Annotated in this window: 15 protein-coding genes and 2 tRNA genes; 8 read left to right on the forward strand and 9 right to left on the reverse strand. The window is 44.0% G+C overall.

Annotated features, from left to right (window positions below):
- Positions 1–371: 371 nt before the first annotated feature.
- The 6 genes from ABZR88_RS08985 to topB all read right to left on the reverse strand — a co-directional run bounded on the left by ABZR88_RS08985 (position 372) and on the right by topB (position 10,531).
- Positions 372–2,669, reverse strand: coding sequence for a polysaccharide biosynthesis tyrosine autokinase (locus ABZR88_RS08985; protein WP_107828648.1), 2,298 nt, complete (start codon positions 2,667–2,669; stop codon positions 372–374).
- Between the two features lie 31 nt (positions 2,670–2,700).
- The gene (locus ABZR88_RS08990; RefSeq protein WP_107828649.1) at positions 2,701–3,465 is read right to left on the reverse strand and encodes a polysaccharide biosynthesis/export family protein; all 765 of its coding nucleotides are present in this window, start codon (positions 3,463–3,465) and stop codon (positions 2,701–2,703) included.
- Between the two features lie 503 nt (positions 3,466–3,968).
- Positions 3,969–5,807: a glutamine--fructose-6-phosphate transaminase (isomerizing) gene (gene glmS / locus ABZR88_RS08995; RefSeq protein WP_107828651.1), complete on the reverse strand. Its 1,839-nt coding sequence runs from the start codon at positions 5,805–5,807 to the stop codon at positions 3,969–3,971.
- Between the two features lie 341 nt (positions 5,808–6,148).
- A complete protein-coding gene (locus tag ABZR88_RS09000; RefSeq protein ID WP_107828652.1) occupies positions 6,149–7,198 on the reverse strand; it encodes a response regulator in 1,050 nt (349 codons plus the stop codon).
- 441 nt (positions 7,199–7,639) lie between these two features.
- The gene (locus ABZR88_RS09005; protein WP_107828654.1) at positions 7,640–8,608 is read right to left on the reverse strand and encodes a methylenetetrahydrofolate reductase; all 969 of its coding nucleotides are present in this window, start codon (positions 8,606–8,608) and stop codon (positions 7,640–7,642) included.
- Between the two features lie 114 nt (positions 8,609–8,722).
- Complete coding sequence (gene topB / locus ABZR88_RS09010; protein ID WP_107828655.1) at positions 8,723–10,531, reverse strand: DNA topoisomerase III; 1,809 nt, start codon at positions 10,529–10,531, stop codon at positions 8,723–8,725.
- A gap of 119 nt (positions 10,532–10,650) precedes the next feature.
- Here topB and ABZR88_RS09015 point away from each other — a divergent pair, with 119 nt between their 5' ends.
- Genes ABZR88_RS09015 through ABZR88_RS09025 form a run of 3 tightly spaced genes read left to right on the forward strand, consistent with a single transcriptional unit; the run spans position 10,651 to position 13,341 of the window.
- Positions 10,651–11,142: a hypothetical protein gene (locus tag ABZR88_RS09015; protein WP_107828656.1), complete on the forward strand. Its 492-nt coding sequence runs from the start codon at positions 10,651–10,653 to the stop codon at positions 11,140–11,142.
- A gap of 15 nt (positions 11,143–11,157) precedes the next feature.
- Positions 11,158–12,831, forward strand: a complete 1,674-nt coding sequence (locus ABZR88_RS09020; RefSeq protein WP_211309808.1) for a family 43 glycosylhydrolase — start codon at positions 11,158–11,160, stop codon at positions 12,829–12,831.
- 12 nt (positions 12,832–12,843) lie between these two features.
- Positions 12,844–13,341, forward strand: a complete 498-nt coding sequence (locus ABZR88_RS09025; protein WP_107828657.1) for a GNAT family N-acetyltransferase — start codon at positions 12,844–12,846, stop codon at positions 13,339–13,341.
- A gap of 4 nt (positions 13,342–13,345) precedes the next feature.
- Here ABZR88_RS09025 and ABZR88_RS09030 read toward each other — a convergent pair whose 3' ends face one another.
- Positions 13,346–14,620: a PQQ-dependent sugar dehydrogenase gene (locus ABZR88_RS09030; protein ID WP_211309809.1), complete on the reverse strand. Its 1,275-nt coding sequence runs from the start codon at positions 14,618–14,620 to the stop codon at positions 13,346–13,348.
- Positions 14,621–14,879: 259 nt separating this feature from the next.
- Between ABZR88_RS09030 and ABZR88_RS09035 the strand changes: the two genes are divergently transcribed.
- Together ABZR88_RS09035 and ABZR88_RS09040 are read left to right on the forward strand one after the other, a co-directional pair.
- Positions 14,880–14,953: transfer RNA gene (locus ABZR88_RS09035), tRNA-Pro, on the forward strand.
- Between the two features lie 439 nt (positions 14,954–15,392).
- Positions 15,393–15,466 (forward strand) — tRNA-Pro (locus tag ABZR88_RS09040).
- A 140-nt stretch (positions 15,467–15,606) separates the two neighbouring features.
- Here ABZR88_RS09040 and ABZR88_RS09045 read toward each other — a convergent pair.
- Together ABZR88_RS09045 and ABZR88_RS09050 are read right to left on the reverse strand one after the other, a co-directional pair.
- Entirely contained in the window at positions 15,607–17,214 is a 1,608-nt protein-coding gene (locus ABZR88_RS09045) for a Na+/H+ antiporter (protein ID WP_107828659.1), read from the reverse strand.
- Positions 17,215–17,345: 131 nt separating this feature from the next.
- Complete coding sequence (locus ABZR88_RS09050; RefSeq protein WP_245917041.1) at positions 17,346–18,212, reverse strand: flagellar motor protein MotB; 867 nt, start codon at positions 18,210–18,212, stop codon at positions 17,346–17,348.
- A gap of 321 nt (positions 18,213–18,533) precedes the next feature.
- Here ABZR88_RS09050 and ABZR88_RS09055 point away from each other — a divergent pair, with 321 nt between their 5' ends.
- The 3 genes from ABZR88_RS09055 to ABZR88_RS09065 all read left to right on the forward strand — a co-directional run bounded on the left by ABZR88_RS09055 (position 18,534) and on the right by ABZR88_RS09065 (position 21,118).
- A complete protein-coding gene (locus ABZR88_RS09055) occupies positions 18,534–19,097 on the forward strand; it encodes a hypothetical protein (RefSeq protein ID WP_107828661.1) in 564 nt (187 codons plus the stop codon).
- A 6-nt stretch (positions 19,098–19,103) separates the two neighbouring features.
- Positions 19,104–20,654, forward strand: a complete 1,551-nt coding sequence (locus tag ABZR88_RS09060) for an alpha/beta hydrolase domain-containing protein (protein WP_146166532.1) — start codon at positions 19,104–19,106, stop codon at positions 20,652–20,654.
- A gap of 89 nt (positions 20,655–20,743) precedes the next feature.
- Positions 20,744–21,118, forward strand: coding sequence for an alpha/beta hydrolase domain-containing protein (locus ABZR88_RS09065; RefSeq protein ID WP_107828663.1), 375 nt, complete (start codon positions 20,744–20,746; stop codon positions 21,116–21,118).
- The last annotated feature ends 27 nt before the right edge of the window (positions 21,119–21,145 follow it).

The following is a 21,145-nucleotide window of genomic DNA, read 5'->3' on the forward strand; positions in this document are numbered from 1 at the left end:
TGTTATTAATTAGGGTTAGGGACAATTGGATGCGGCTTCGCCAACTCACTTACATCGTTCTTTTTTTAGAAGCCTTTTTAAAGGATGCTTTGCAGCTAAGTATTGCCGGTCTTTTATGGCTTCGCCAACTCACTTACAGGGTGAGGAGATCGGGTAGTATTTTTTGCCGGCTTTTACGGCTTCGCCAACTCACTTACAGGGCGAGGATGGCAAATAGTACATTTATTATGGTGCCGCCTTTGCGGCTTCGCTAACTCACTTATAGGGTGGGGTTGCGGATATAATTGGTCATTATATGGTGCCGCTTCTGCGGCTTCGCCAAACTCGCTTAAAGGACGAGGGGCGAATAGTGCGTTTCTTACATTAATACCTTAATGGCGTTCTGTGGCATAGCCATAGCTGCCATAGGCATAGGCATGGCGGGTGCTCTTCTTCGCGTCGTTAAACACCACCATTAGGTTTTTAAGCTTGTTGTTCTCGTTTATATCTTTAAGAATTTCAAGCTGTTGAGCGTTGGTGTAATTGTATCTGATTAAATAAATGCTCAGATCTGCGTATTTAGTCAGGCTAAAGGCGTCAGCAACTGCACCAATTGGAGAGGTGTCAATAATCAGGTAATCATATTGGTCTCTCAAATCATTGAATAGCATGGGTACGCGGCTGTTTGTTACCAGTTCGCCGGCATCTAATGATGCCTGGCCACAGCCCAATACGTGCACGTTTGGTGCACGATCAAGCGGTTGTATACATTCTGCCAGCGGCATGCGGTCGTCGCTCAGAAAATCGGTAATGCCTTTTTGCTGGCACATGCCCAGTCTTTGCAGCAAATCTGGTTTGCGCAGATCAAACTCCATCAGCAATACTTTTTTGCCTTGCAGGGCTAAGGTCATAGCCAGGTTAATGCTGAAAAAGGTTTTGCCTTCGCCTTTGGTGCATGATGTAACCAGCATTACCTTGTTGGTATCGCGCGGGTCAATCATTTTCAGGTTTGACCGGATGTATCTAAATAGTTCTGAGATAGTTGTGGTGCTGCCAGATTGAACGGCAACCGGATATTTATCGCCATAGTGGCACAGCTCACCCAGTACTTTCACGCCGGTAAATTGTTGTACGCTCAGGCGGTCATTTACTTTTATGCTCAGCTTGTCTTGCGCGTAGATCAGCATTCCTGGTACAACCAGACCCATCATGCCTCCTAATAAGAACAGGAGGGTAGTTTTAGGAAACTCGGCAGTACCGGCAGCGTCTGGGCTATCAATAATCTGCGCAGCAGGAACAACTGATGATAATGATAATGCTGTTTCTTCACGTTTTTGCAACAGGTATTGGTATAAGGTGCTTTTTACACCTTGCTCGCGGGTACGTTGTAAAATTCCTCTCTCAACAACCGGAGCAGTTCTAACTTTGTCATTATACCTTGATACGCTAGAGCTTAAGTTATCGCGAGAGATAACGATTCCCTGGCGGATGTTATTTAAATTCTCTTTAATGTTGGCGTGCAATGCCATCAACTGTTTACTCAGGTCTTCAACAAGGCGATTCCCTACTTCGGCATTATTCAGCATATTGCTACGCTCCAGTTGTAAATTATTGAAGCGAGATATCAGCGAATTCAGCGTTTCATCTCTTAAACCCATGGTGCTTGGTATTGATTTATATAGGTTTTGAGAATCATTCATGTAGGCTATAATAGCATCTACCTGCGCCAACTGAAGTTTTGACTCCTGCAACGCCTGGTTGTATTCGGCAGATTTTGCCAGGTTAACGTTATTGATGTCGTTGGTTTCTATATCGCTATTTGCTTTTTTGAAGGCCTCTACATTGTCTTCTACGTCGGTTAGATTGTTGCCTATTAATTTCAGGCGGTCATCTATCAAAGCAATGGTGTTAATGGCTGCTATATTCTTTTTATGGTTGTTCTCTTCATTATAGAGAGCAATTAAGCGGTTCAGAAAATCAACACCACGTTCAATTACCGGATCGGTAACGTTCAGCAGTACGGTGTTGGCATCTTTAATTGTAGGTGTAATCTGCAGTTTGCCAGCGCTGTATGCAGCAGCCATGTGCTGTAGATTATTGAATTTAAACCAGTAGGTTTTACCATTTACCAGTGATGATGTTTTGGTTAAAGTAAAGGCATATCCCTCGTGGTTAACCAGCTGACCATATTTGTAGATCTGCCTTACATCATCAGTTTCTAAGGTGAAAGTATTGTTGTTGTTAGGGGTAATAGTAAATTTTAACAGATAAGCGGCAGGCGAAAGTCTTTGAGTTGTAATTACAAAAGGCACGGCTTCACCATAAAGCTCTCTGTCTCGCCATATTTGTTTTTTGTAGTAGCTAACATCTTGTTTTAAGTTAATCAATACCTTGTATATCAAATCTTTTGATCTCAGTACCTCAATCTCATTATCGGTTGTTTTAGTTTCCTGAAACATGTTCAGATCGCTAAAGGCAGTTGCTTTTAAGATACCATCACCTTTTTTATCGTCGCGAATTAAAACAGTGCTGTTGATGCGATAGATTGGAGTGGTGGTGCGAACATAAACCCACACGCTAACCAGGCTTAGTACTAAGCAGATCAGAAACCAATGCCAGCGATTAAGATAAACCATAACCGATTCACGGTACTCAAGTAATTTCGATTTGTTTTCTTGTAGGGTTAACATGGCTATTGAGATTGATAGATGTTTTAAAATATTATTTACTTTTTAACACAGCTGCTAATACTGCCAAGGCTGATATTGAGGCAATTACAAGCGGCATCAGGCGTGTATTTTGGCTGTATTCAACAGCTTTTGAGCGGTCTGGCTCTACATACACTATATCGTTCTGTTTTAGGTTGAAGTAGGGCGATTGCATTACATCTACATTGTTAAGGTTCAGTCTTTTGACGGTCTTTACTCCGTTTTCCTGGCGAATAACCAGTACATTTTCACGTTTACCATAAACGGTCATATCGCCGGCAAGGCCCAGGGCTTCCAGCAGGTTAACTTTGCCATCTGGAACGGTAAAGGTTGATGGCTTATTAACCTCGCCAACTACGGTTACCTTAAAGTTGATTATTTTGACCTCCACACCTGGGTTTTTGATTTGTTTGCTCAGTTGGGTGGTGATGGCGGTTTCGGCTTGTGCAGTGGTCAATCCGGCAATGTGGGTTTCGCCAATTAATGGGAGGGCGATGTCGCCGGCGGCGTTTACTTTGTAGCCGGTACTTAGCGGCCCGTTGTTTAAGTTAGTTTGGAACAATTTGTCAGACTCCAAACTGCCACTAACTACCGATACATTTACAATATCGCCAGTGGCAATAACCACTTCCTGACCTGGTGCTTCGGCCACTGAATTTTGTTGACCAAGATTGCTGAAATATACCAGGTCTCTTTTGGCTGCGCATGCAGACAGTAGTACACTAAGTACCAGTGTTGCAGCTATTTTCTTTGCGGTTTTTATATGATTCTGGTTCATTGGTTTATTGTTTCAGATAATTGATATACAAATATATATAGATCTGAAAGCCAGTTGTATATGCCGTTTGATGGTTGGCTCAAAACTGTATAATTTGGTTTTTTTTACACACTATGTGTAAACGCTTTACACCTGTGTTATACAGGTAGGTGTAAACACTTACCGGGAAATTATACACCCTGGTTATTTTGTTGTAAACACAGGTTAATAGAAAATTTATTATGGAGCAGATAATGCCGATAATTTAGCGCCATTGTAGATCTGTAAATACTCACTGAATGTGTAAAGCTGCTATACAGCCGGCTAATTCAAAACCACTAACTGATATCAGATATCAAAAAAGAATTGATTCTGAATTAAATGCAGAAATTAATTGTGGATATAAAGCGGAGGGAAGTAAATGGAAAGATGACAGGGGACTAAAAACAAAAAACTGGTTTGCGGACCAGTTCTTTGTTCATAAGGATGTAGGGGGTAGTGTATAAACGAGAGGAAGTGTTTTTCTATTCAACAGTAACAGACTTGGCCAGGTTGCGTGGCTGGTCTACATTGCAGCCACGCATTACGGCCGCGTAGTATGATAGCAACTGCAACGGTATTACCGCCAGTAACGGCAAAAAGCATTCGTTTACAGCGGGTATCTCTATAACTTCGTCGGCAATTTCTTTTAGAATCTTGTCGCCCTCTGTGGCAATGGCAATAACGTTGCCTTTTCGGGCTTTAACTTCTTGTATGTTGCTGATTACCTTGTCATAAGATGGCCCCTTAGTTGCAATAAATATCACAGGCATATTAGCGTCAATAAGCGCGATAGGCCCGTGTTTCATTTCGGCAGCGGGATAGCCCTCTGCGTGGATGTAAGAGATCTCTTTAAGCTTTAATGCGCCTTCCAATGCAACCGGGAATCCAATCCCCCGCCCGAGGAACAGACAGTTACCAAAAGCACTGATGCGTTTTGCAATCTCCTTTACGGCTTTATTAACGTCTAGAACCGTTTGCATTTTTGATGTTATAGTACTCAGTTCAGTTTGCAGTTCAATTAACTGTGATGATGTAATTGTGCCTCTGTTTTGAGCCATAAACAACGCCATTAGGGTTAACACCGTAACCTGAGCCGTAAAAGCTTTGGTTGATGCCACGCCAATTTCAGGCCCTGCATGGGTGTATACCACGCCATCACTTAACCTGGGAATAGATGAGCCGACAACATTGCACACGCTTAAAATGGTAGCACCATTTAGCTTAGCCAGATTAATGGCTGCAATGGTGTCGGCTGTTTCTCCGGATTGCGATATGGCAATCACTATATCGTCCTCACCAATAACCGGGTTACGGTACCTGAATTCAGATGCGTACTCCACCTCAACCGGGACGCGGGCGTATTCTTCAATCAGGTATTCGCCTATCAGGCCGGCATGCCATGAGGTTCCGCAGCCAACAATCAAAATGCGTTTAGCTGCTTTAAGTTGCTTAGTATGATTTTTCAGGCCTTCAAGAGAAATCTGGCCCACCTTTAAGTCAATCCGTCCGCGCATGCAGTCTTTAACAATCCGGGGCTGCTCAAAAATTTCCTTGAGCATGTAATGTTCAAAGTTCCCTTTTTCAAGCTCTTCCAGTTTTAGTTCAAGATCATGCATTTGCAGTGGCTGGATTACATTGTCCAGCCGTTTTATAATCAGCTCCTCTTGTTTTAACAATGCGAGTTCATTGTCTCGTAAATAAATTACTTTATTACAATGCTCGGCAATAGGCGAACAGTCTGACGCCACAAAGTATTCCCGGTCTCCAACCCCAATAAGGAGTGGACTACCTCTGCGGGCTGCTATCAGTTGAGACGGATCTAACCGGTCAAGCAAAACAATGGCAAATGACCCTGTTACCGAGTTTAGCGCAAGGCGTGTAGCCTCCAGCAAATCGGTTTGTTCTATTTGCTGTATTTCTTCAATCAAATGAACCAGCACTTCGCTGTCAGTATCACTTTTAAATATATGACCTCTTCGCACCAGTTCGCTTTTTAGCGCAAGGTAGTTTTCAATAATACCATTGTGAATGATATAGAACCTGCCATCTCCTGAACTATGCGGGTGAGCATTGTGGTCTGATGGTTCGCCATGGGTGGCCCATCGTGTGTGGCCAATAGCTGCTGTGCCATCCTTATTTTTGTCTTTGGCAAAATTTTCCAGGCAAGCTACATTGCCCATCTTCTTGTAGACATTAAAGGTGCCGGTATCTGCTATTGCAATACCAGAGCTATCATATCCACGATACTCTAGCCTTTTTAAGCCGTTAATAACGATAGGCCAAGCGTTACGCTCGCCAATATATCCAACGATGCCACACATGATGTTAATGTTTTTTTATCAAAAATACCTACACATCAATCGTTTAGCTATACCCAGAAGCGTGTTGAGCATATTATGTATACAAGGCAGATGAAGTGCACAGCAAAGCTGTAAACATTGAGCTTTTACTTTACACATTATACAACCATTTACTAAACCGTTGCGCACATCGGGTTACAGGACGGTTGCAAAACGGTAGAAAAAATGAAAATTATTTACGGAAGAAAGGGTAGGAAGTAGCAAAAAATGGAATTTATTCCATTAATGAGATGGGTAGTGTATGGTGTGGATAGGTGATGGTTTTGCGCTAATATAAATAGCACAAAACCATCACCTATATCTTAGTTTTTTATCTTAGCCAGGCGCGTCAGATCCAGAATAAAGATGTGGCTACCTTTCTTCTCAATCAATCTTTCGTCTTTAAAATCGCTTAATGTACGGCTCACAGTTTCTATAGCCATACCCGCTAAAGCTGCCAACTCATCGCGCGAAATACGGAACTCATCAGCAGAAAGCGATTGACTGCTTAGTTTAACCAATGTTTGCGCCAGGCGTTTACGCACCGAGTGATAGGCCAACTCAAAAAGGTGATCTTCTTTTTCTTTAATGTTATTGGCCAATATGCGTATAAACTGTGCACTCACATCCGGGTAGCGGTTCATCAAATCAATTATAGCATCTTTAGGTAGCATGCAAATAGCGCTATCCTCAAGTGCTTCAGCGGTTTCGGTATAGGGTTCATTTAACAGCAATGCATGTATGCCCAGGTAATCATCGGCCCGGTACAAGTTCATTACCAGTTCTCGCCCGTCTTCGTCCATTTTATAGGTGCGCACAGAACCGGCAAGGAGTAGATATAAGCCCTGAGGCTGGCCTCCACGGTCAAAAAGCGTTTGTTTCTTTTCAATTTGCCTTATCTTACGGCCCGCAATGAGTTGTTTTAATTCTGCTACACCTTTACCGGTGCCGGTAGCCAGTGTTTGCAAGCTCTGTAACGGACGCGAGTAAAAAGCTGTTTGCTTTTGCTTTTTTACCAAATGGCTCTCTATGGCATTGAGCAATTCCATTTTTTCGAAGGGCTTGGTCAGGTAGTCATCTGCTCCCATATCCATACCTTTTCTAAAATCAATTCGTTCTGCTTTGGCGGTAAGAAATATAAACGGAATATGCGCGGTGCCAGCGTTTTTGCCAAGCTGTTCCAGTACGCCATAGCCGTCTAGCTCGGGCATCATAATATCACATAAAATCAGGTCGGGATTACATTGAATGGCTAGCTCAACTCCTGAACGGCCGTTGTCGGCCTCCCGTATTTCATAGCCGGCGGAGGTTAGTATTTTTGAAGTGATCTCTCGGGTAATGGTATTGTCCTCAATAATCAGTATAGTCTTCATTAGCTACGGAAAGTAAGTGTGAACAACGCACCTGGATCAGTGTGCTTAAAAAATCGACATGCTTGTTAATTTATTAAAGCGTCACATGGCACTAAGTTTGCTTTTGACCGGTACAGGAAAAGACAAAATAAGGCACTGCAATAAAGACCGTTTGCTTAACGATAAGGCTCATAATGTTTATTTGAATTGGTTAGTACAATATTAAGATAAGGTAATTTTAACGATAAAATAGCCTGTTTGTTATAGAAAAGAACTAGTAGCAAGTCTATGTGCACAGATGTGGCATTCTTGCAAGGTGTAATATTTTGATTTACAGTGTTTTTTAAATTTCTGCTTTTTGCTGCAGTAGCGGTTTTTTTACAAACAAATTGCATTAAACGAAAAAAGGCTGCACTATGCAGCCTTTTTTACGTTTAAATAGAATGCTATTAAATGCGAAAGTCAATTGGAATTTCCGGCGTTGACAGATTCTGTTTTCTTTTTGCGGATACCTTGCTGATCAAGCATGGCGGCAATTTCATTTACTATGTATATAGACGCTTCAATCTCGTCTTTTCTAATGGCAACGCTTTCTATATTGAAACCAAAAGGAATTGATTTTTCAGCGCAGAACGCGGTTAGTTCCTGTGCAATATCAAGGCAAACGTTTACAGATTTCTCCAGCATGTTCTCGGCCTGAAGTAATTCCTGTTTTAGATTCTCTGGAATATGGATGCCCAGCCACTCCATAAACATAAGTGTTTTAGGAGAACCACAGGCTGTAAGCGTAAAAACGATAGTAGGGAATTTAATGTTTTCTTTAGTACAACTTTGGCACAGATCTTCAATTACCTGCTTTGCGTATGCTACGTTAAAAACGCATTGAGAAATGAAATAAGATACGCCACAGCTTACTTTATCCAGTATACGCTTGTCTTCATCTTTTAATACCTCATGGCGTTCTGGAATAGTCACCGCGCCTAGTACCGATGTAGCTTCATGCCGGCGCCAAAGTTGATAAGCCTCTGGCAAACTTGTTTTAACCGGATAATCTGGCGCTGGTATACCCACAAAAACAGGGTAGAAGTTGCGCTGCTGTAACTCATCCAGCCAGTTAGTTAGTTCGCTTTGACTAAACTTACCCGCAGGGCGATAAATGATTTTGGGGATTTCCAGTTCCTGCAGATATTCACTTGCGAAGGTAAAAGGGTCTAACGCTTTTAAAAACGGAAAAGGCCTTTCTTCTGCGGTACGTGCAGATTCATCTTGTACGTCATACACAATCAGCGCATCAATATCCAGGGGGATAAGTCTGGCCATTGTTCTTTGCGCAATCTCGGCAACACGTTCCGGACTGGTTTCTGATTTTGGCGGCGTAATGCCGTAAATTAATACGCCCGATGCACCGGACTTGATACGATCTAAAAACATAAACTACCCGCAAATATCATTTATATAAAGCATTTTTTGCCACTGTTTGCGCTACTTTATTTAATAATATCTGGTTTATAATATATAAAGCCGCATGCTTTTGCAGAAAAGGCATCAAGCAGGCTGCAATACTACAGCCTTACCAGAGCGCAACAACTCTTGCGTTATCTCTCTTGTATATGCCTTAATTTCTTCCTGAAACTCATTTACAGAGGCACCGCTTCTAATCTCTTCCAATCGTTTCTCCCAACTACCAGTAAGTTCAGCCTGCGCAATCCGCCGGTCTTTCACCACCTGGTACACGGCAAGACCGGTAGGGGTGGGTACCAGATTTTTCTTTTCGCGCAGAATATAGTTACGGGTCAACAGTGTTTCAATAATAGCAGCACGTGTGGCCGGGGTACCTAATCCACCGGCTTTCATGGCTTCGCGCAGTTCTTCGTCTTCTATCTCTTTGCCTGCCGTTTCCAGTGCTTTAAGTAAGGTAGCTTCGTTATAAAGCGCTTTTGGCTTTGTTTGCTTTTCAAGGATGGTTTTTTCTTTTATCGGCAAATCTTCGCCCTGAGTTACTTTTGGCAGAGCAGCGTTGTCTTCATCCTTTTTATCATCTTCAGGATCATTAAACACCGCACGCCAGCCCGCTGTACGAATAACGGTGCCGCTGGCAATAAATTTATGGCCCGAGGTGATGGTGATCTTGGTGATCTCTTTAATACAATCGCCGTGAAAGGCCTCCAGCATCCTGCCTGCCACTAAATCATAAATAGCCTGCTGGTCTGGCGACAGTTGCCATGGCTTCTCGCCCGTAGGCAAAATAGCATGGTGATCGGTCACTTTCTTCGCATTTACGCTGCGTTTACTCAGCTTGGCATCGGCCAATACCGTGGCTTGCTTACCAAAATCTGAATGCTCAGTTAAACCGGCAATGAGGCCAGGAACCTGTGCAAAAACATCATCGCCAATATAACGACTGCCTGTACGCGGATAGGTAACCAGCTTGCCCTCATAGAGGTTTTGCAAAATACCCAGGGTTTGATCGGCCGTAAAACCTTTCTTTTTATTGGCCTCCTGCTGGATACTGCTCAAATCATGCAATAGCGGTGGTGGCTCTTTTCGTGGTTTGGCTTCCACGCTGGCAATGTTTCCTGTAGGGCCAACGCCATCAAAAACAGCCTGAGCCTCCTCGCGGGTTTTGAAGTTTTTATCGGCAATGGCCTTGAATGATTGCCCGTCTTTGTCAGGGAAAATAGCTACCTGAAAATAGGTTTCGGGTTTAAAATCGCGGTTTTCCAGGTAGCGCGCACAGATCATAGCCAAGGTGGGCGTTTGCACCCGGCCCAGCGATAATACACCTTTATTGCCCGAAGCCAGACTAAGCGCCTGGGTGGCATTCATGCCAACCAACCAGTCTGACTGGGAGCGACAATGTGCAGAGTTAAACAACGTATCATAGTCGCTGCCCGGCTTCAGGTTACGAAAGCCATCTTTAATAGCAGCATCTGTTTGTGAGGAGATCCAAAGCCGTTTGAAAGGCTTTTTGCATTTTAAATAATAATAGATATAACGGAAGATGAGTTCACCCTCGCGCCCGGCATCCGTAGCAACTATGATTTCTGTTGCCTCGTCAAACAGCGCCTTAATAATGTCCAGTTGTTTTTTAACGCCGGGGTCGTCTACCAAGCCCTCCTTTGTACGCACCTTGCGGATGGAGAGCTTGAACTTGGGTGGCAACATGGGCAGATTCTGCACGCTCCAGCCGTAGTAGCCATATTCTTGTGGTGCCGCAAGTTGCAACAAGTGACCAAAAGCCCAGGTAAACGTGTAACCTTTGCCTTCAATATAGCCTTCGCGCTTGGTGTTGGCGCCAAATACGCGGGCAATTTCCCGACCTACGGATGGTTTCTCAGCAATAATTACTTTCATGAGCAAGGGGACTAAGCTAACAAAGTTGCCGTTATCCGTCAATTAGTGTGGAAAATTGGTTGCCATGAAAAACAAGTTGAAATATTAGGAAAATCGGGACTAATTGGTTAGTTTTAATCATGAAAACCTTACATCAACTTCCTTTTTTTGCTGTTTTAGCAATCTTAACGAGTTGCAGTGGCAGGCAACCCCTAAAAGTAAATATTGATAGTGTTAGTAATCATCTGGGCCCGGGCAAGCACAGTTTTGTGGCGGCTTTTGAAAAAGATACCGCTAAGCTAAATCTGGACATTACGCCCAAAGGTCAGATTACTGGTCAGCTGGCAGTTAACTATCAGCGTGCAGACACGATAATTGCAACCAGGGAATCAACAAATGGCAATTTGACAGGTGAGTTTAAGGGTGACACGTTAATGGTCGATTACTACTTTACCTGCGGCAACAATAAAGATGTAAAGTATATAAATCCTGTAGCTTTACTGCATAGAGGCGATACGCTGATTATGGGTAACGGTAGGATCTATTCATATTTGGGGCGTACTTACTTTGATCCGCATACGCCCATAGATTTTAAGAAAAGCAAGTTCCGTTTCCTTCCGGTGAAGAAATAGAAAGAACCCTTTATCGTGCCAAATAAAGAAGCTCTGAAGTTATGTTTCAGGGCTTTTTCTTTTTCTGCGCACAACGTAACTTATCTATATACATTCAGCCTGCTGCTTGCTATCCTTACTTTTAAAAACTATGTTAGTGTAACCAATCAATACAGCCTAAAAATAGTTATGAACCTGTTTTACAAATCAATTATTGCATCTTTTTTAGTTGCCGGAAGTTTGTCGGCATCGGCCCAAACTGTAAGTGACCGAGCCGGAGATCTGGGAAATAACACTTATCTAAATCCCATTCTTGGTGGTGATTATCCCGATCCGAGCATTATGCGCGATGGTAAAGATTATTACATGACGCATTCGGCCTTTGATTATTTGCCCGGACTTACCGTATGGCATTCTACAGATCTGGTAAACTGGGAGCCTATAAGTTATGGCTTGAAAACGTATCTCGGCTCCATCTGGGCGCCTGATATCTGCAAACATGGTAATCTGTATTATATCTACTTCACCGTTGCCCGTAAAGGCAACTATGTGGTTTATGCAAAAGATCCGCATGGCCCGTGGAGTGAGCCGGTTGACTTGAAAGTTGGAGGCATAGATCCTTGTCATATCGTTGATGAAACTGGTCAGCGCTGGCTTTTCCTGAGCGGTGGTGAGCGAGCCAAACTTTCGGCCGATGGTTTATCTGTGGTGCCGGGTACGCTTCAAAAAGTTTACAACGGTTGGGATTTTCCTGATGATTGGGTAACCGAAGGCAAAGCCATGGAAGGACCAAAGCTGAAAAAGGTTGGTCAATATTATTACTGGCTGAGCGCCGAAGGTGGTACAGCTGGCCCACCAACATCGCACATGGAAGTTGTGGCGCGCTCAAAATCTATCAATGGCCCGTGGGAGAATGCGCCTAATAATCCGTTGATCCATACTTATAGTGGGGCAGAAAAATGGTGGTCAAAAGGCCATGCATCCTTGATTGATGCGCCCGATGGTAAATGGTGGATTGTATACCATTCATACCAAAATGGATTTTTAAATCTTGGCCGTCAAACCCTGCTGGAGCCTGTGCAGTTTACAGCTGATGGCTGGATTAAGGCACCGACCGGAAGAGGAGTGGAGAAACCAATAGTAAAACCTATCAAATCAACCAAACCGATTGATCGATTGGCACATTTAGATGAGTATCGCATCGGCTTAGAATGGAAATATTATGAAAAATATGACCCCGCACGGGCATCTGCAAAAAACGGGGTGCTTACGCTGAAAGCTCAGGGCACTACACCGCAAGAATCGGCGCCGTTGCTATTTGTTGCTGGTACGCCCAACTATGAGTTTAGCTTTAAAATGGAGAAAGACGCCGACGCGGTTGCCGGCCTAGTGATGTTCTATAATGCCGATTTCTATGTAGGTACAGGCTTTGATAGCAAGAGCCGCATGCGCTGGCGCAAAGGCGCTGCCAAGGGCCGATACGAACATACGGGCAACAACCTGTTATGGATGAAACTGCGTATTGTAGATAATATTGTAACCGGCTACTACAGCTATGACGGGAAAGACTGGAAGAAAGAGCAATGGAGCATGGAGGTATCGGGCTATAACCACAATACACTATATGACTTTGAAAGCATATTGCCAGGTATTTTTGCCTATGGCAAGGGCGAAGTTAAGTTTAGTGATTTGAAGTTTACGCGATTATAATGGACTAAGCAGATGACTGCCGCACACACTATCCGCATATTAAATGCGGCTGACATCGAATTGTATAAAACGATGAGACTGGAGGCTCTGCAACTGGAACCCGGCGTTTTTGGCAGCAGCTATGCTCGAGAGTCGGCTTTTACTGACGAAGAATGGTTAGCCCGGCTAAGTAGCGATAAAAGCGTAAGCATGGGCTTATTTTGTGGCGAGGGCATGATTGGCATTACCGGAGTTGTAATTGATTGGGACGATGACACGCGCGGAATCATGGTGCAATCTTATATTCAGAAAGAATATCGAGGGAGAGGGCTGTCCAATCTGCTATATAATATTCGGCTGGAATGGGCGCGCAATAAAGGTTTAAGGTCATTGCGTATCGGGCATAAAGAAAGCAATTTGGCATCAAAGGCTGCTAACCAGCGGCACGGCTTTAAATATGTACACAGCGAGTCCTCCACTTGGCCTGATGGGAGTGTGGAGGACGTGTTGTATTATGATCTAATACTTTAATCTGCTATTTCTTTGTAATGCGGTATAGCCTTCCTCCGTCAGTTACAGCATATAATGCACCATCTTTACCTTGTGCAAGCGCACGGAACCGCTGACCCTCGCTGGCCAGCAAGCGTTCTTCGCCAATTACTTTATGACCGTTTAGTGCTATACGGCAAATGTGCTGGCTGCTTAAACAAGCCAAAAATAAATTGCCTTTCCATTCGCTGATTACGTCACTATTATAAAATGCAATGCCCGATGGCGAAATAACCGGATCCCAATAATAAAGTGGTTGCTCCATGCCGGCTTTTTGCTGTATGCCATCGCCAACTTTAGCGCCGCTGTACTCAATGCCGTAGGTAATTACCGGCCAGCCGTAATTTTTTCCAGGTTCAATTACATTGATTTCATCGCCGCCACGCGGGCCAAATTCTGCTTCCCATAACTCATTGCTAACAGGGTTCCAGGCTAATCCTTCGGGACTGCGCAAGCCCAGGGCGTAAACTTCTGGCAGGGCATTAGCGGTATTAGCAAATGGGCCATTGGGCACCGCTGCACCGTCTTTAGTAATATGAATTACCTTGCCTATACCGGCACTCAGATCCTGCGCTTTCATGCGGATATCATCGCCGCTGCGCTCGCCCGTGGTAATAAACAGGTTGCCCTGCTGATCAAACACCATGCGCGAGCCATATTGCAGGTTGCCGCCACTGTAGGCTGGTTGAGCACGATAGATGACCTGGATATTTTCAATTTTAGTTTCATCGGCAGAAAGCTTGCCTTTAGCTACAGCCAACAAAGAGCCGCCGGTGCTTTGCTGCTCGGCATAATCCCAATAAACCATCCGGTTTGAACTAAATTGCGGGTCGATATTTACATCAAGTAAACCACCCTGACCGGCATTTACAACGGCAGGTAAGCCCGTAATTTCTTTGTCTTTTACTCCGGCGGAGGTTAGGATAACCATCGAGCCTGCCTTTTGCGTGATCAGGAAACGGCCATCCGGCAAATTGCAAATGGCCCAGGGGGCATTTAATGAACTATTGATAATGGTTACAATAAGTGGTGTTTTGGTGCGCATACCCGGCGCCCGGGTTTGGCCTGCAAAGGCAGGTTTATAATCGCTATTAGGCGCCTTGGTTTCTACCGGTGGGAGGGTAGCGGTATCCGCATTGCCGCCGGTGCCTATAACAGTTGAGGTATCGCTATTACTATCATTGCCGGGCGTGTTTTTACATGCAGCAGCAAGCGTTGAGGCCATCAGCATAGCGAGCGTTAGTCTATTTAAAATCTTCATTACCCCTTATGTTTATACTAATTCTACCTTAAAATTCTGAATATGTTTTAATTAGGTTGCCATTACTCCTTTAAGACGTATATAAAGCAAAATTTTGGCTGCTAGCAAACAGAAATGATCGGTGGTCTTTTTTAAAAATATAACTTACTATTAATCAGAGCAGAATAGACTAGTGATTCAAAAAAAATCAAAAAACACAAATTATTTTGAAAACGCGCTTGACGGCTATCAATATAAAAGCTACTTTTGCATTCCTTTTCGGGATGTAGCGTAGCCCGGTATCGCGCCACATTTGGGATGTGGAGGCCGCAGGTTCGAATCCTGCCATCCCGACTAGTAAAAAGCCGTTTTGCATTGCAGAACGGCTTTTTTGTTTTAGCTCTTTTTTACTTTCTTTAAAGCTTGCTGACCTAATTAGAAAGCAGTGCCAGTGCCAATAATCTATTTTAAAATCATCACAGTCGACAGCATCCCGGTTTGGTAAAGATTTAACGGCGGCGATTTGCTTCTCAAATAAAAATATTCGCGCCTATAGTCGTTTAATTCATGCCCGATTTGCAGTAATTGATGCTCGTTATTCGATATGACGCACCTATTCTGCGAGTACATTCAGTAAGATAATCAGGCAATTAAGTGGTTGTGTATTTTTAGGGTATGTCGTAAGGTTACAAGAAGGCCTCTCCGTTCAATCAGGGGTGTTTTTTTCTTTTTCAACGAATGTGAATTTTCTTCTTGACATTACATTTTATAAAACTATATTTGCAGCCCTTTACGGGATGTAGCGTAGCCCGGTATCGCGCCACATTTGGGATGTGGAGGCCGCAGGTTCGAATCCTGCCATCCCGACGATACCAAATCAAAATGAAGGTAAAACCCACAGATTTAATAATCTGTGGGTTTTTGCTTTATATCTTTACCCCAAACCCAACATTAAATGTTCGGCCGTCCGGTGGTAAAATACCCGGCCCTGGAAGTAAAATGAGGCACTATTCCTCTTCTTCCTCCAATCGTTCCTCTTCCAAATCAAGCCGACGCTCTATCAAGGCAATCACATCATCGTCAAAATGATCTTTATGCCTGAAGGTGTGCAGTTCTTTACGCTGATGTTCGGTTATCTCAACCATTACCCGTTTAAAGCGGGTAAGCATTCGGTTTAGTTCTGCGCGTTTTTCTTCGTCTAGATCGGTGTCCCGATATAGTGTTAATTTACAGCGCAGTAAATCAAGTTTATTTCTAACCAAGGCATTGGCCGCCACATCATCGCCGTATTTGTTCTCAAGATGCACCTTGGCGGCTTTCATTAACTGGATATCAATCTGTAGTAATTGCTGATCATCGGGGCTTTCATCTATTAAATAGTCTGGTTTTACCTTGTGTACCAGCCATGGCAGCATGAAACCCTGGCCAACCAGCGTAACAATAATCACAACAAAGGTGATAAACAGTAAAAGATTACGGTGAGGAAAAGCCTGTCCGCCGGGTATCATCAGCGGTATAGCAATTGCTGAAGCCAGCGACACAACCCCGCGCATACCTGCCCAGCCTATAATGGTAGGATTTCGCCAGCCCGGATGGCTTTGCGCCACCGTTATATAACGACTGATAAAGCGGGTAAAAACAGAAGAACTATAAGCAGATAGCATGCGCACTAAAATCACGGTAAGCGCAATAATCAACGCGATGGTAATACTATGTCCTAATGATACCACTTTAATCATTCTGCTGATATCAGGTAATTGAAGACCAATCAAAAAGAAGATCACCGCATTCAATATAAATACGATGGCCGGCCAAATGGCATTGGCCTTAAGCCTGCTGCTGTGCGAAAAGATAGAATGATTTTGATAGGCAATAAATAACCCGCCGGCAACCACCGCTAAAACGCCCGACGAATGCAACCCCTCTGCAGTTAAATAGATGAGATAAGGCAGCACCAGCGACAAAGCAAAATCAAGATTAGACGAGGTGGGCAGCCATTTGTAGATGGCATAAAATACCAGCCCAAACACCAAACCAATGGCAATACCAGATAAAGATACCAGCACAAAACCGCCAATGGCATTCCCCCAGGAGAAATTGCTGGTCAATATAGCCGCCAAAGCAAAACGATAAACCGTTAAACTGGTGGCATCATTTAGCAAACTTTCACCCTCAAGTATAGCCACCAATCCTTTAGGCAAACGTATGTATTGCAGTACGGCGGTAGCGGCAGCAGCATCAGGAGGGGAAATAATGGCGCCCAGCAAAAAGCCTTCGGCCATTGTAAAGCCAGGGATGAGCCAACAGGCTACAAAAGCCACGGCCGTAGCGGTGAACAACACAAAGCCAATGGCCATCACCAGAATGATCCGTCGCCAGCGCCACATGGCCCTCCATGAGGAGTTTTGCGCGGCATCAAACAATATAGGCGGCAGTATCACCAAAAAAACCAGATCGGGGTTGATACGCATATTGGGTATACCCGGTAAAAAACCTAACGCCAAACCGGCTAATACCAGAAAAATAGGGTAGGCTATGCGCAACTTGCGGGCCAGCAGCACCAGGAACGATATGCTCAGTATGAGCCCAATACAAAGTAATAAGAGTTCATGCATCGTTTACAAGTTAAGCATTTTTGCAGACAGCCCCATGTATCAATAAAAAAGCCGGCTCAATTTGAGCCAGCTTTTTAAAGCCCTATCCTTTGTCTTAAGGAATTCTTCGGAGGAAAGGTTGGGGAGAGGCATTACTTCTGCGGCTTATTATCCGGAGCTTTACCAATCAAATCCATAAACTGATCAAGTTTTGGCGTGATGATAATTTCTGTACGCCTGTTTTTAGAGCGACCGATATCGCTTACGTTATCAGCAATCGGGTTGTACTCGCCACGGCCGCCAGCAGTTAATCGTTTTGGATCAACATTAAACTTATTCTGCAACTCTTGTACTACAGACGACGCCCTGAGCGCACTCAAATCCCAGTTATTGCGGATGTTTTTCTGAGAGATAGGCACATTATCGGTATTACCCTCAATCAACACATCATAGTTACTGTAGTCCATAATAATCTTGGCAATTTTGGCCAGGGTAGCGCCAGCCTTATCAGATATCTCATAACTGCCTGATTTGTAAAGCATATTATCAGACAATGAGATGTAGACGACGCCTTTCAGCACTTTAACATCTACATCCTGACGCTCTGTTGTACTAAGTGACCGGGTAAGGTTGTTGGTTAGCACCACATTAAGCGAGTCGCTTTTGTTTTTGGCGTTCACCAGCTCCTGGATATAACGGTTAGAGCGGTTAATCTCATCAACCAGTTTGCTAATGTTTACATTACCTTGCTGGCCAGAATTTAAACATTTGTTCAGCGCATCTTGTAACTGACGGGCATTGGCACGTTCAGATTCAATCTGTTCTTCTAAACTCTTGTTGCGGTTGGTGGCCACGGCCAGATTACGCTCGCTTAGCTGGTAGCGTCCGTTCAATTCGCGGCTGCTGCTATCCAATTTGTTGTAGTTGTTTTGTAGTTGCGCATATTTCTTGTTGCTTACGCAACTTCCCAGCACCGTTAAAGCCAACAGGGCCGGTATAATCATAAACTTTGTTTTCATAGTCATAGTGTTTAAGTGTAAGCAGTCAATAAAAACTGCTAACGTTCCTAAACAAGCAAAGTCTGCGCCAAAGCGTAATAAATAGGCTTAAAGACCTAATTTACAGGGTGTTTGATGTCGATTTGTTTTTCTTAATTGATTGATTTTTAGATTAATGTATATTAATCTGATCGATTTTTATCATCCAGATTCAATACTAATGGTATGGCTTTACAGTAATCCATCATTACAAAAAGTAATCACAATGTTACCCGTAGCCATTGCCAAACAATTATTTTATCAGAAATTAGTTGCGATATTAGTTCTACATCTGTCTGCAATATGCCCCGGCCTAAACCTAAATTGAATATCGCGCTGTATGGTACCGCTTATCTGGTATTGTTTGCCTGCTTCTATTTGGCATGGCATAAGCTTTGGCATACGGCAGTCAAGAAAAATGAGCCGAAGAATATCCGGTTATTTGTAACCAACAATAGTCGTAACCAGGAGCCGCTGGCCATCTTGATCAGCAGCGGTAAAGAAATTATTTATAACGATACTATTAGCGAGCGTTTTGTAGAAGTGCCGCTACGCGTTGAGCCGGGCAAACAAAATCTTAAAATAAGCATACTCAACAGGGGACTTGAAAAAATGCTTCGAGCCGATATTGGTTTGGGAGATAATAATTACGGCCTTAATATCACTTATGAATATGAACCGCCTTATGCCGAAGCTAAGAAATATCTGATGGAAGAAGCCTACCAATATGAGGTGGCCCGTAATAAAAGTAGAGACACCACCTACTGGTCGCACTATTTTGATAAGCATCAATACCGTTTCCCCGAACAGCCGCGTAGCATGATGGTAGAAATAACTAATTATAAAAACATGAGGTTGGATAAATAAACCGCTATGAAGAAACTACTACTCATTGCCTGCTCTGTCTTTTTGTTTTTTAAGGCCGATGCCAAAATTGTGCGCATAGAAATTACCAGTATTGAGTCACCGGCTTTTGGAGGCCGGCAATTTGGCAATGTAGGGGCGTATGAAAAACTCCGCGGCAAGGCCTATGGCGAACTCAATCCACTTGATCCCCAAAATGCTAAGATTACTGACATTCAGCTGGCGCCCCGCAATAAGCGGGGAATGGTAGAATACTCGACGGATTTTTATATCCTCAAGCCCATCAATCTGTTACGCGGTAATCGTAAGTTATTCGAAGAGATCCCTAATCGCGGTGGCAAAACGTTTGGTAATTTTAATAAAAGCAGCGGAGGCAATGACCCCAGCACCGCAGAACAGGCGGGCGATGCTTTCCTGATGAACCAAGGCTATACGCTGGCATGGTGCGGTTGGGATATATCAGCAACGTCTGAAAATAACAAGTTAACCATCACCGTACCGGTCGCAAAAAAAGCGGATGGATCAACCATTACAGGGCCATCTTATGAATACATTGAGAGTGATAATGATCGCCTGCAAAGCTATAAACTAGCTTATGCAGCAGCTTCAACTGATAAAGCACATGCTACGCTTACATACAAAGCTTTTCTGAATGATGCCCCGCAAACTCTCCCTGCCGGTAGCTGGGAGTATGTGAACGACCGCACCATCCGGTTGTTACCAGCAGATACACCTTTTAAACCGAGTGGCATTTATGAGTTTTATTACGATGCCAAAGATCCGCTGGTAGCAGGTATCGGACTTGCATCAACCCGCGATTTTGTTTCTTTTCTGCGCAACAACGGTTTTGATGATAATGGCAACCGTAACCCACTATTTGGTAACATAGACTACACGTTCAGCTATACTGAATCTCAGCCAGCCCGCTATATCAATGATTTTCAAACCCTGGGTTTTAATGTGGACGAGATGGGCCGCAGGGTAATAGATGGCATCCTGAACTGGCTTGGCGGCGGGAGCGGAGTTGGTATCAACTACCGGTTTGCCCAGCCTGGGCGTACAGAGCGCAACCGCCAGAATCATTTATATCCGGAAGCGGTATTTCCGTTTGCTTATCCGGTGCTCACAGATCCTAATTCAGGCCTAACCGCAGGACGATCCGGCGGATATCCAATGCCGTTATTAATGCCCAAGGTAATGGAAGTTAATTCGGCCAATGAGTATTGGGTAAAAGCGGCATCTTTACTGCATAGCGATTTAAATGGCAATGATTTGCCTGATCCCGCTAATGTGCGTTTTTACCTCCTTTCAGGCATGCAACATGGCAGAGGTCATGGTAAGGGAGTTACCCAGCAATTGCAAAACCCAACGCGCCCGGATGCGGTTTTGCGCGCCCTGTTTGTTGATTTGGATGAGTGGGTGACTAAAAATATTGCACCGCCAGAAAGCCAGGTGCCACGTCGCAATAACGGAACAGCGGCTTTAGCTGTAGCCCAACACGGCTCGTTAACAGGTACAGTAGCCCAAAAAGAATTAGGCTGGCCGATATTCCGGGGGTAACTTATACCGGCTTAATTACTACACGTTATTGCTTTAATTATGGCGCGCAGATCAGGCAGGGTATTATATCGCAATATCCGGATCTTTCAATGCCATACCCAAGCTATACCAATTTCGTATCTAAGGTTGATGCCGATGGTAACGAGGTGGCGGGTATTCATTTGCCGCCAGTAGCTGCTCCAACCGGCACTTATACCGGCTGGGCATTACGTGCAGCACCGTTTGCAGAGAATGATGGCGGTGAAAGCGCGGGGCAATACATTCCATTTAAAACAACTAAAGCAGAACGTATAACAGCCGGCGACGCCAGGCTTTCATTGGAGGAGCGCTATGGTAATCATAATGGCTATGTAGAGGCGGTGACCAAAGCAGTTCAAAATCTGGTTAAAAACAGGTTGTTGTTGCCGGAAGATGCCACCAGTTACATTAGTGAAGCAGAGCAAAGTAACGTGCTTCAACACTGATAGTTGTAAGCTTTTTTGCGTAATAAT

The organism is Mucilaginibacter yixingensis (genome assembly GCF_041080815.1).
In the GTDB taxonomy this organism is placed as follows: Bacteria; Bacteroidota; Bacteroidia; order Sphingobacteriales; family Sphingobacteriaceae; genus Mucilaginibacter; species Mucilaginibacter yixingensis.

Bases quoted from the DNA above. Each gene is read 5' to 3' on its own strand.
- ABZR88_RS08985 (WP_107828648.1), bottom strand. From the start codon at position 2,669: ATGTTAACCCTACAAGAAAACAAATCGAAATTACTTGAGTACCGTGAA.
- ABZR88_RS08990 (WP_107828649.1), bottom strand. From the start codon at position 3,465: ATGAACCAGAATCATATAAAAACCGCAAAGAAAATAGCTGCAACACTG.
- glmS (WP_107828651.1), bottom strand. From the start codon at position 5,807: ATGTGTGGCATCGTTGGATATATTGGCGAGCGTAACGCTTGGCCTATC.
- ABZR88_RS09000 (WP_107828652.1), bottom strand. From the start codon at position 7,198: ATGAAGACTATACTGATTATTGAGGACAATACCATTACCCGAGAGATC.
- ABZR88_RS09005 (WP_107828654.1), bottom strand. From the start codon at position 8,608: ATGTTTTTAGATCGTATCAAGTCCGGTGCATCGGGCGTATTAATTTAC.
- topB (WP_107828655.1), bottom strand. From the start codon at position 10,531: ATGAAAGTAATTATTGCTGAGAAACCATCCGTAGGTCGGGAAATTGCC.
- ABZR88_RS09015 (WP_107828656.1), top strand. From the start codon at position 10,651: ATGAAAACCTTACATCAACTTCCTTTTTTTGCTGTTTTAGCAATCTTA.
- ABZR88_RS09025 (WP_107828657.1), top strand. From the start codon at position 12,844: ATGACTGCCGCACACACTATCCGCATATTAAATGCGGCTGACATCGAA.
- ABZR88_RS09030 (WP_211309809.1), bottom strand. From the start codon at position 14,620: ATGAAGATTTTAAATAGACTAACGCTCGCTATGCTGATGGCCTCAACG.
- ABZR88_RS09045 (WP_107828659.1), bottom strand. From the start codon at position 17,214: ATGCATGAACTCTTATTACTTTGTATTGGGCTCATACTGAGCATATCG.
- ABZR88_RS09050 (WP_245917041.1), bottom strand. From the start codon at position 18,212: ATGAAAACAAAGTTTATGATTATACCGGCCCTGTTGGCTTTAACGGTG.
- ABZR88_RS09055 (WP_107828661.1), top strand. From the start codon at position 18,534: ATGCCCCGGCCTAAACCTAAATTGAATATCGCGCTGTATGGTACCGCT.
- ABZR88_RS09060 (WP_146166532.1), top strand. From the start codon at position 19,104: ATGAAGAAACTACTACTCATTGCCTGCTCTGTCTTTTTGTTTTTTAAG.
- ABZR88_RS09065 (WP_107828663.1), top strand. From the start codon at position 20,744: ATGCCATACCCAAGCTATACCAATTTCGTATCTAAGGTTGATGCCGAT.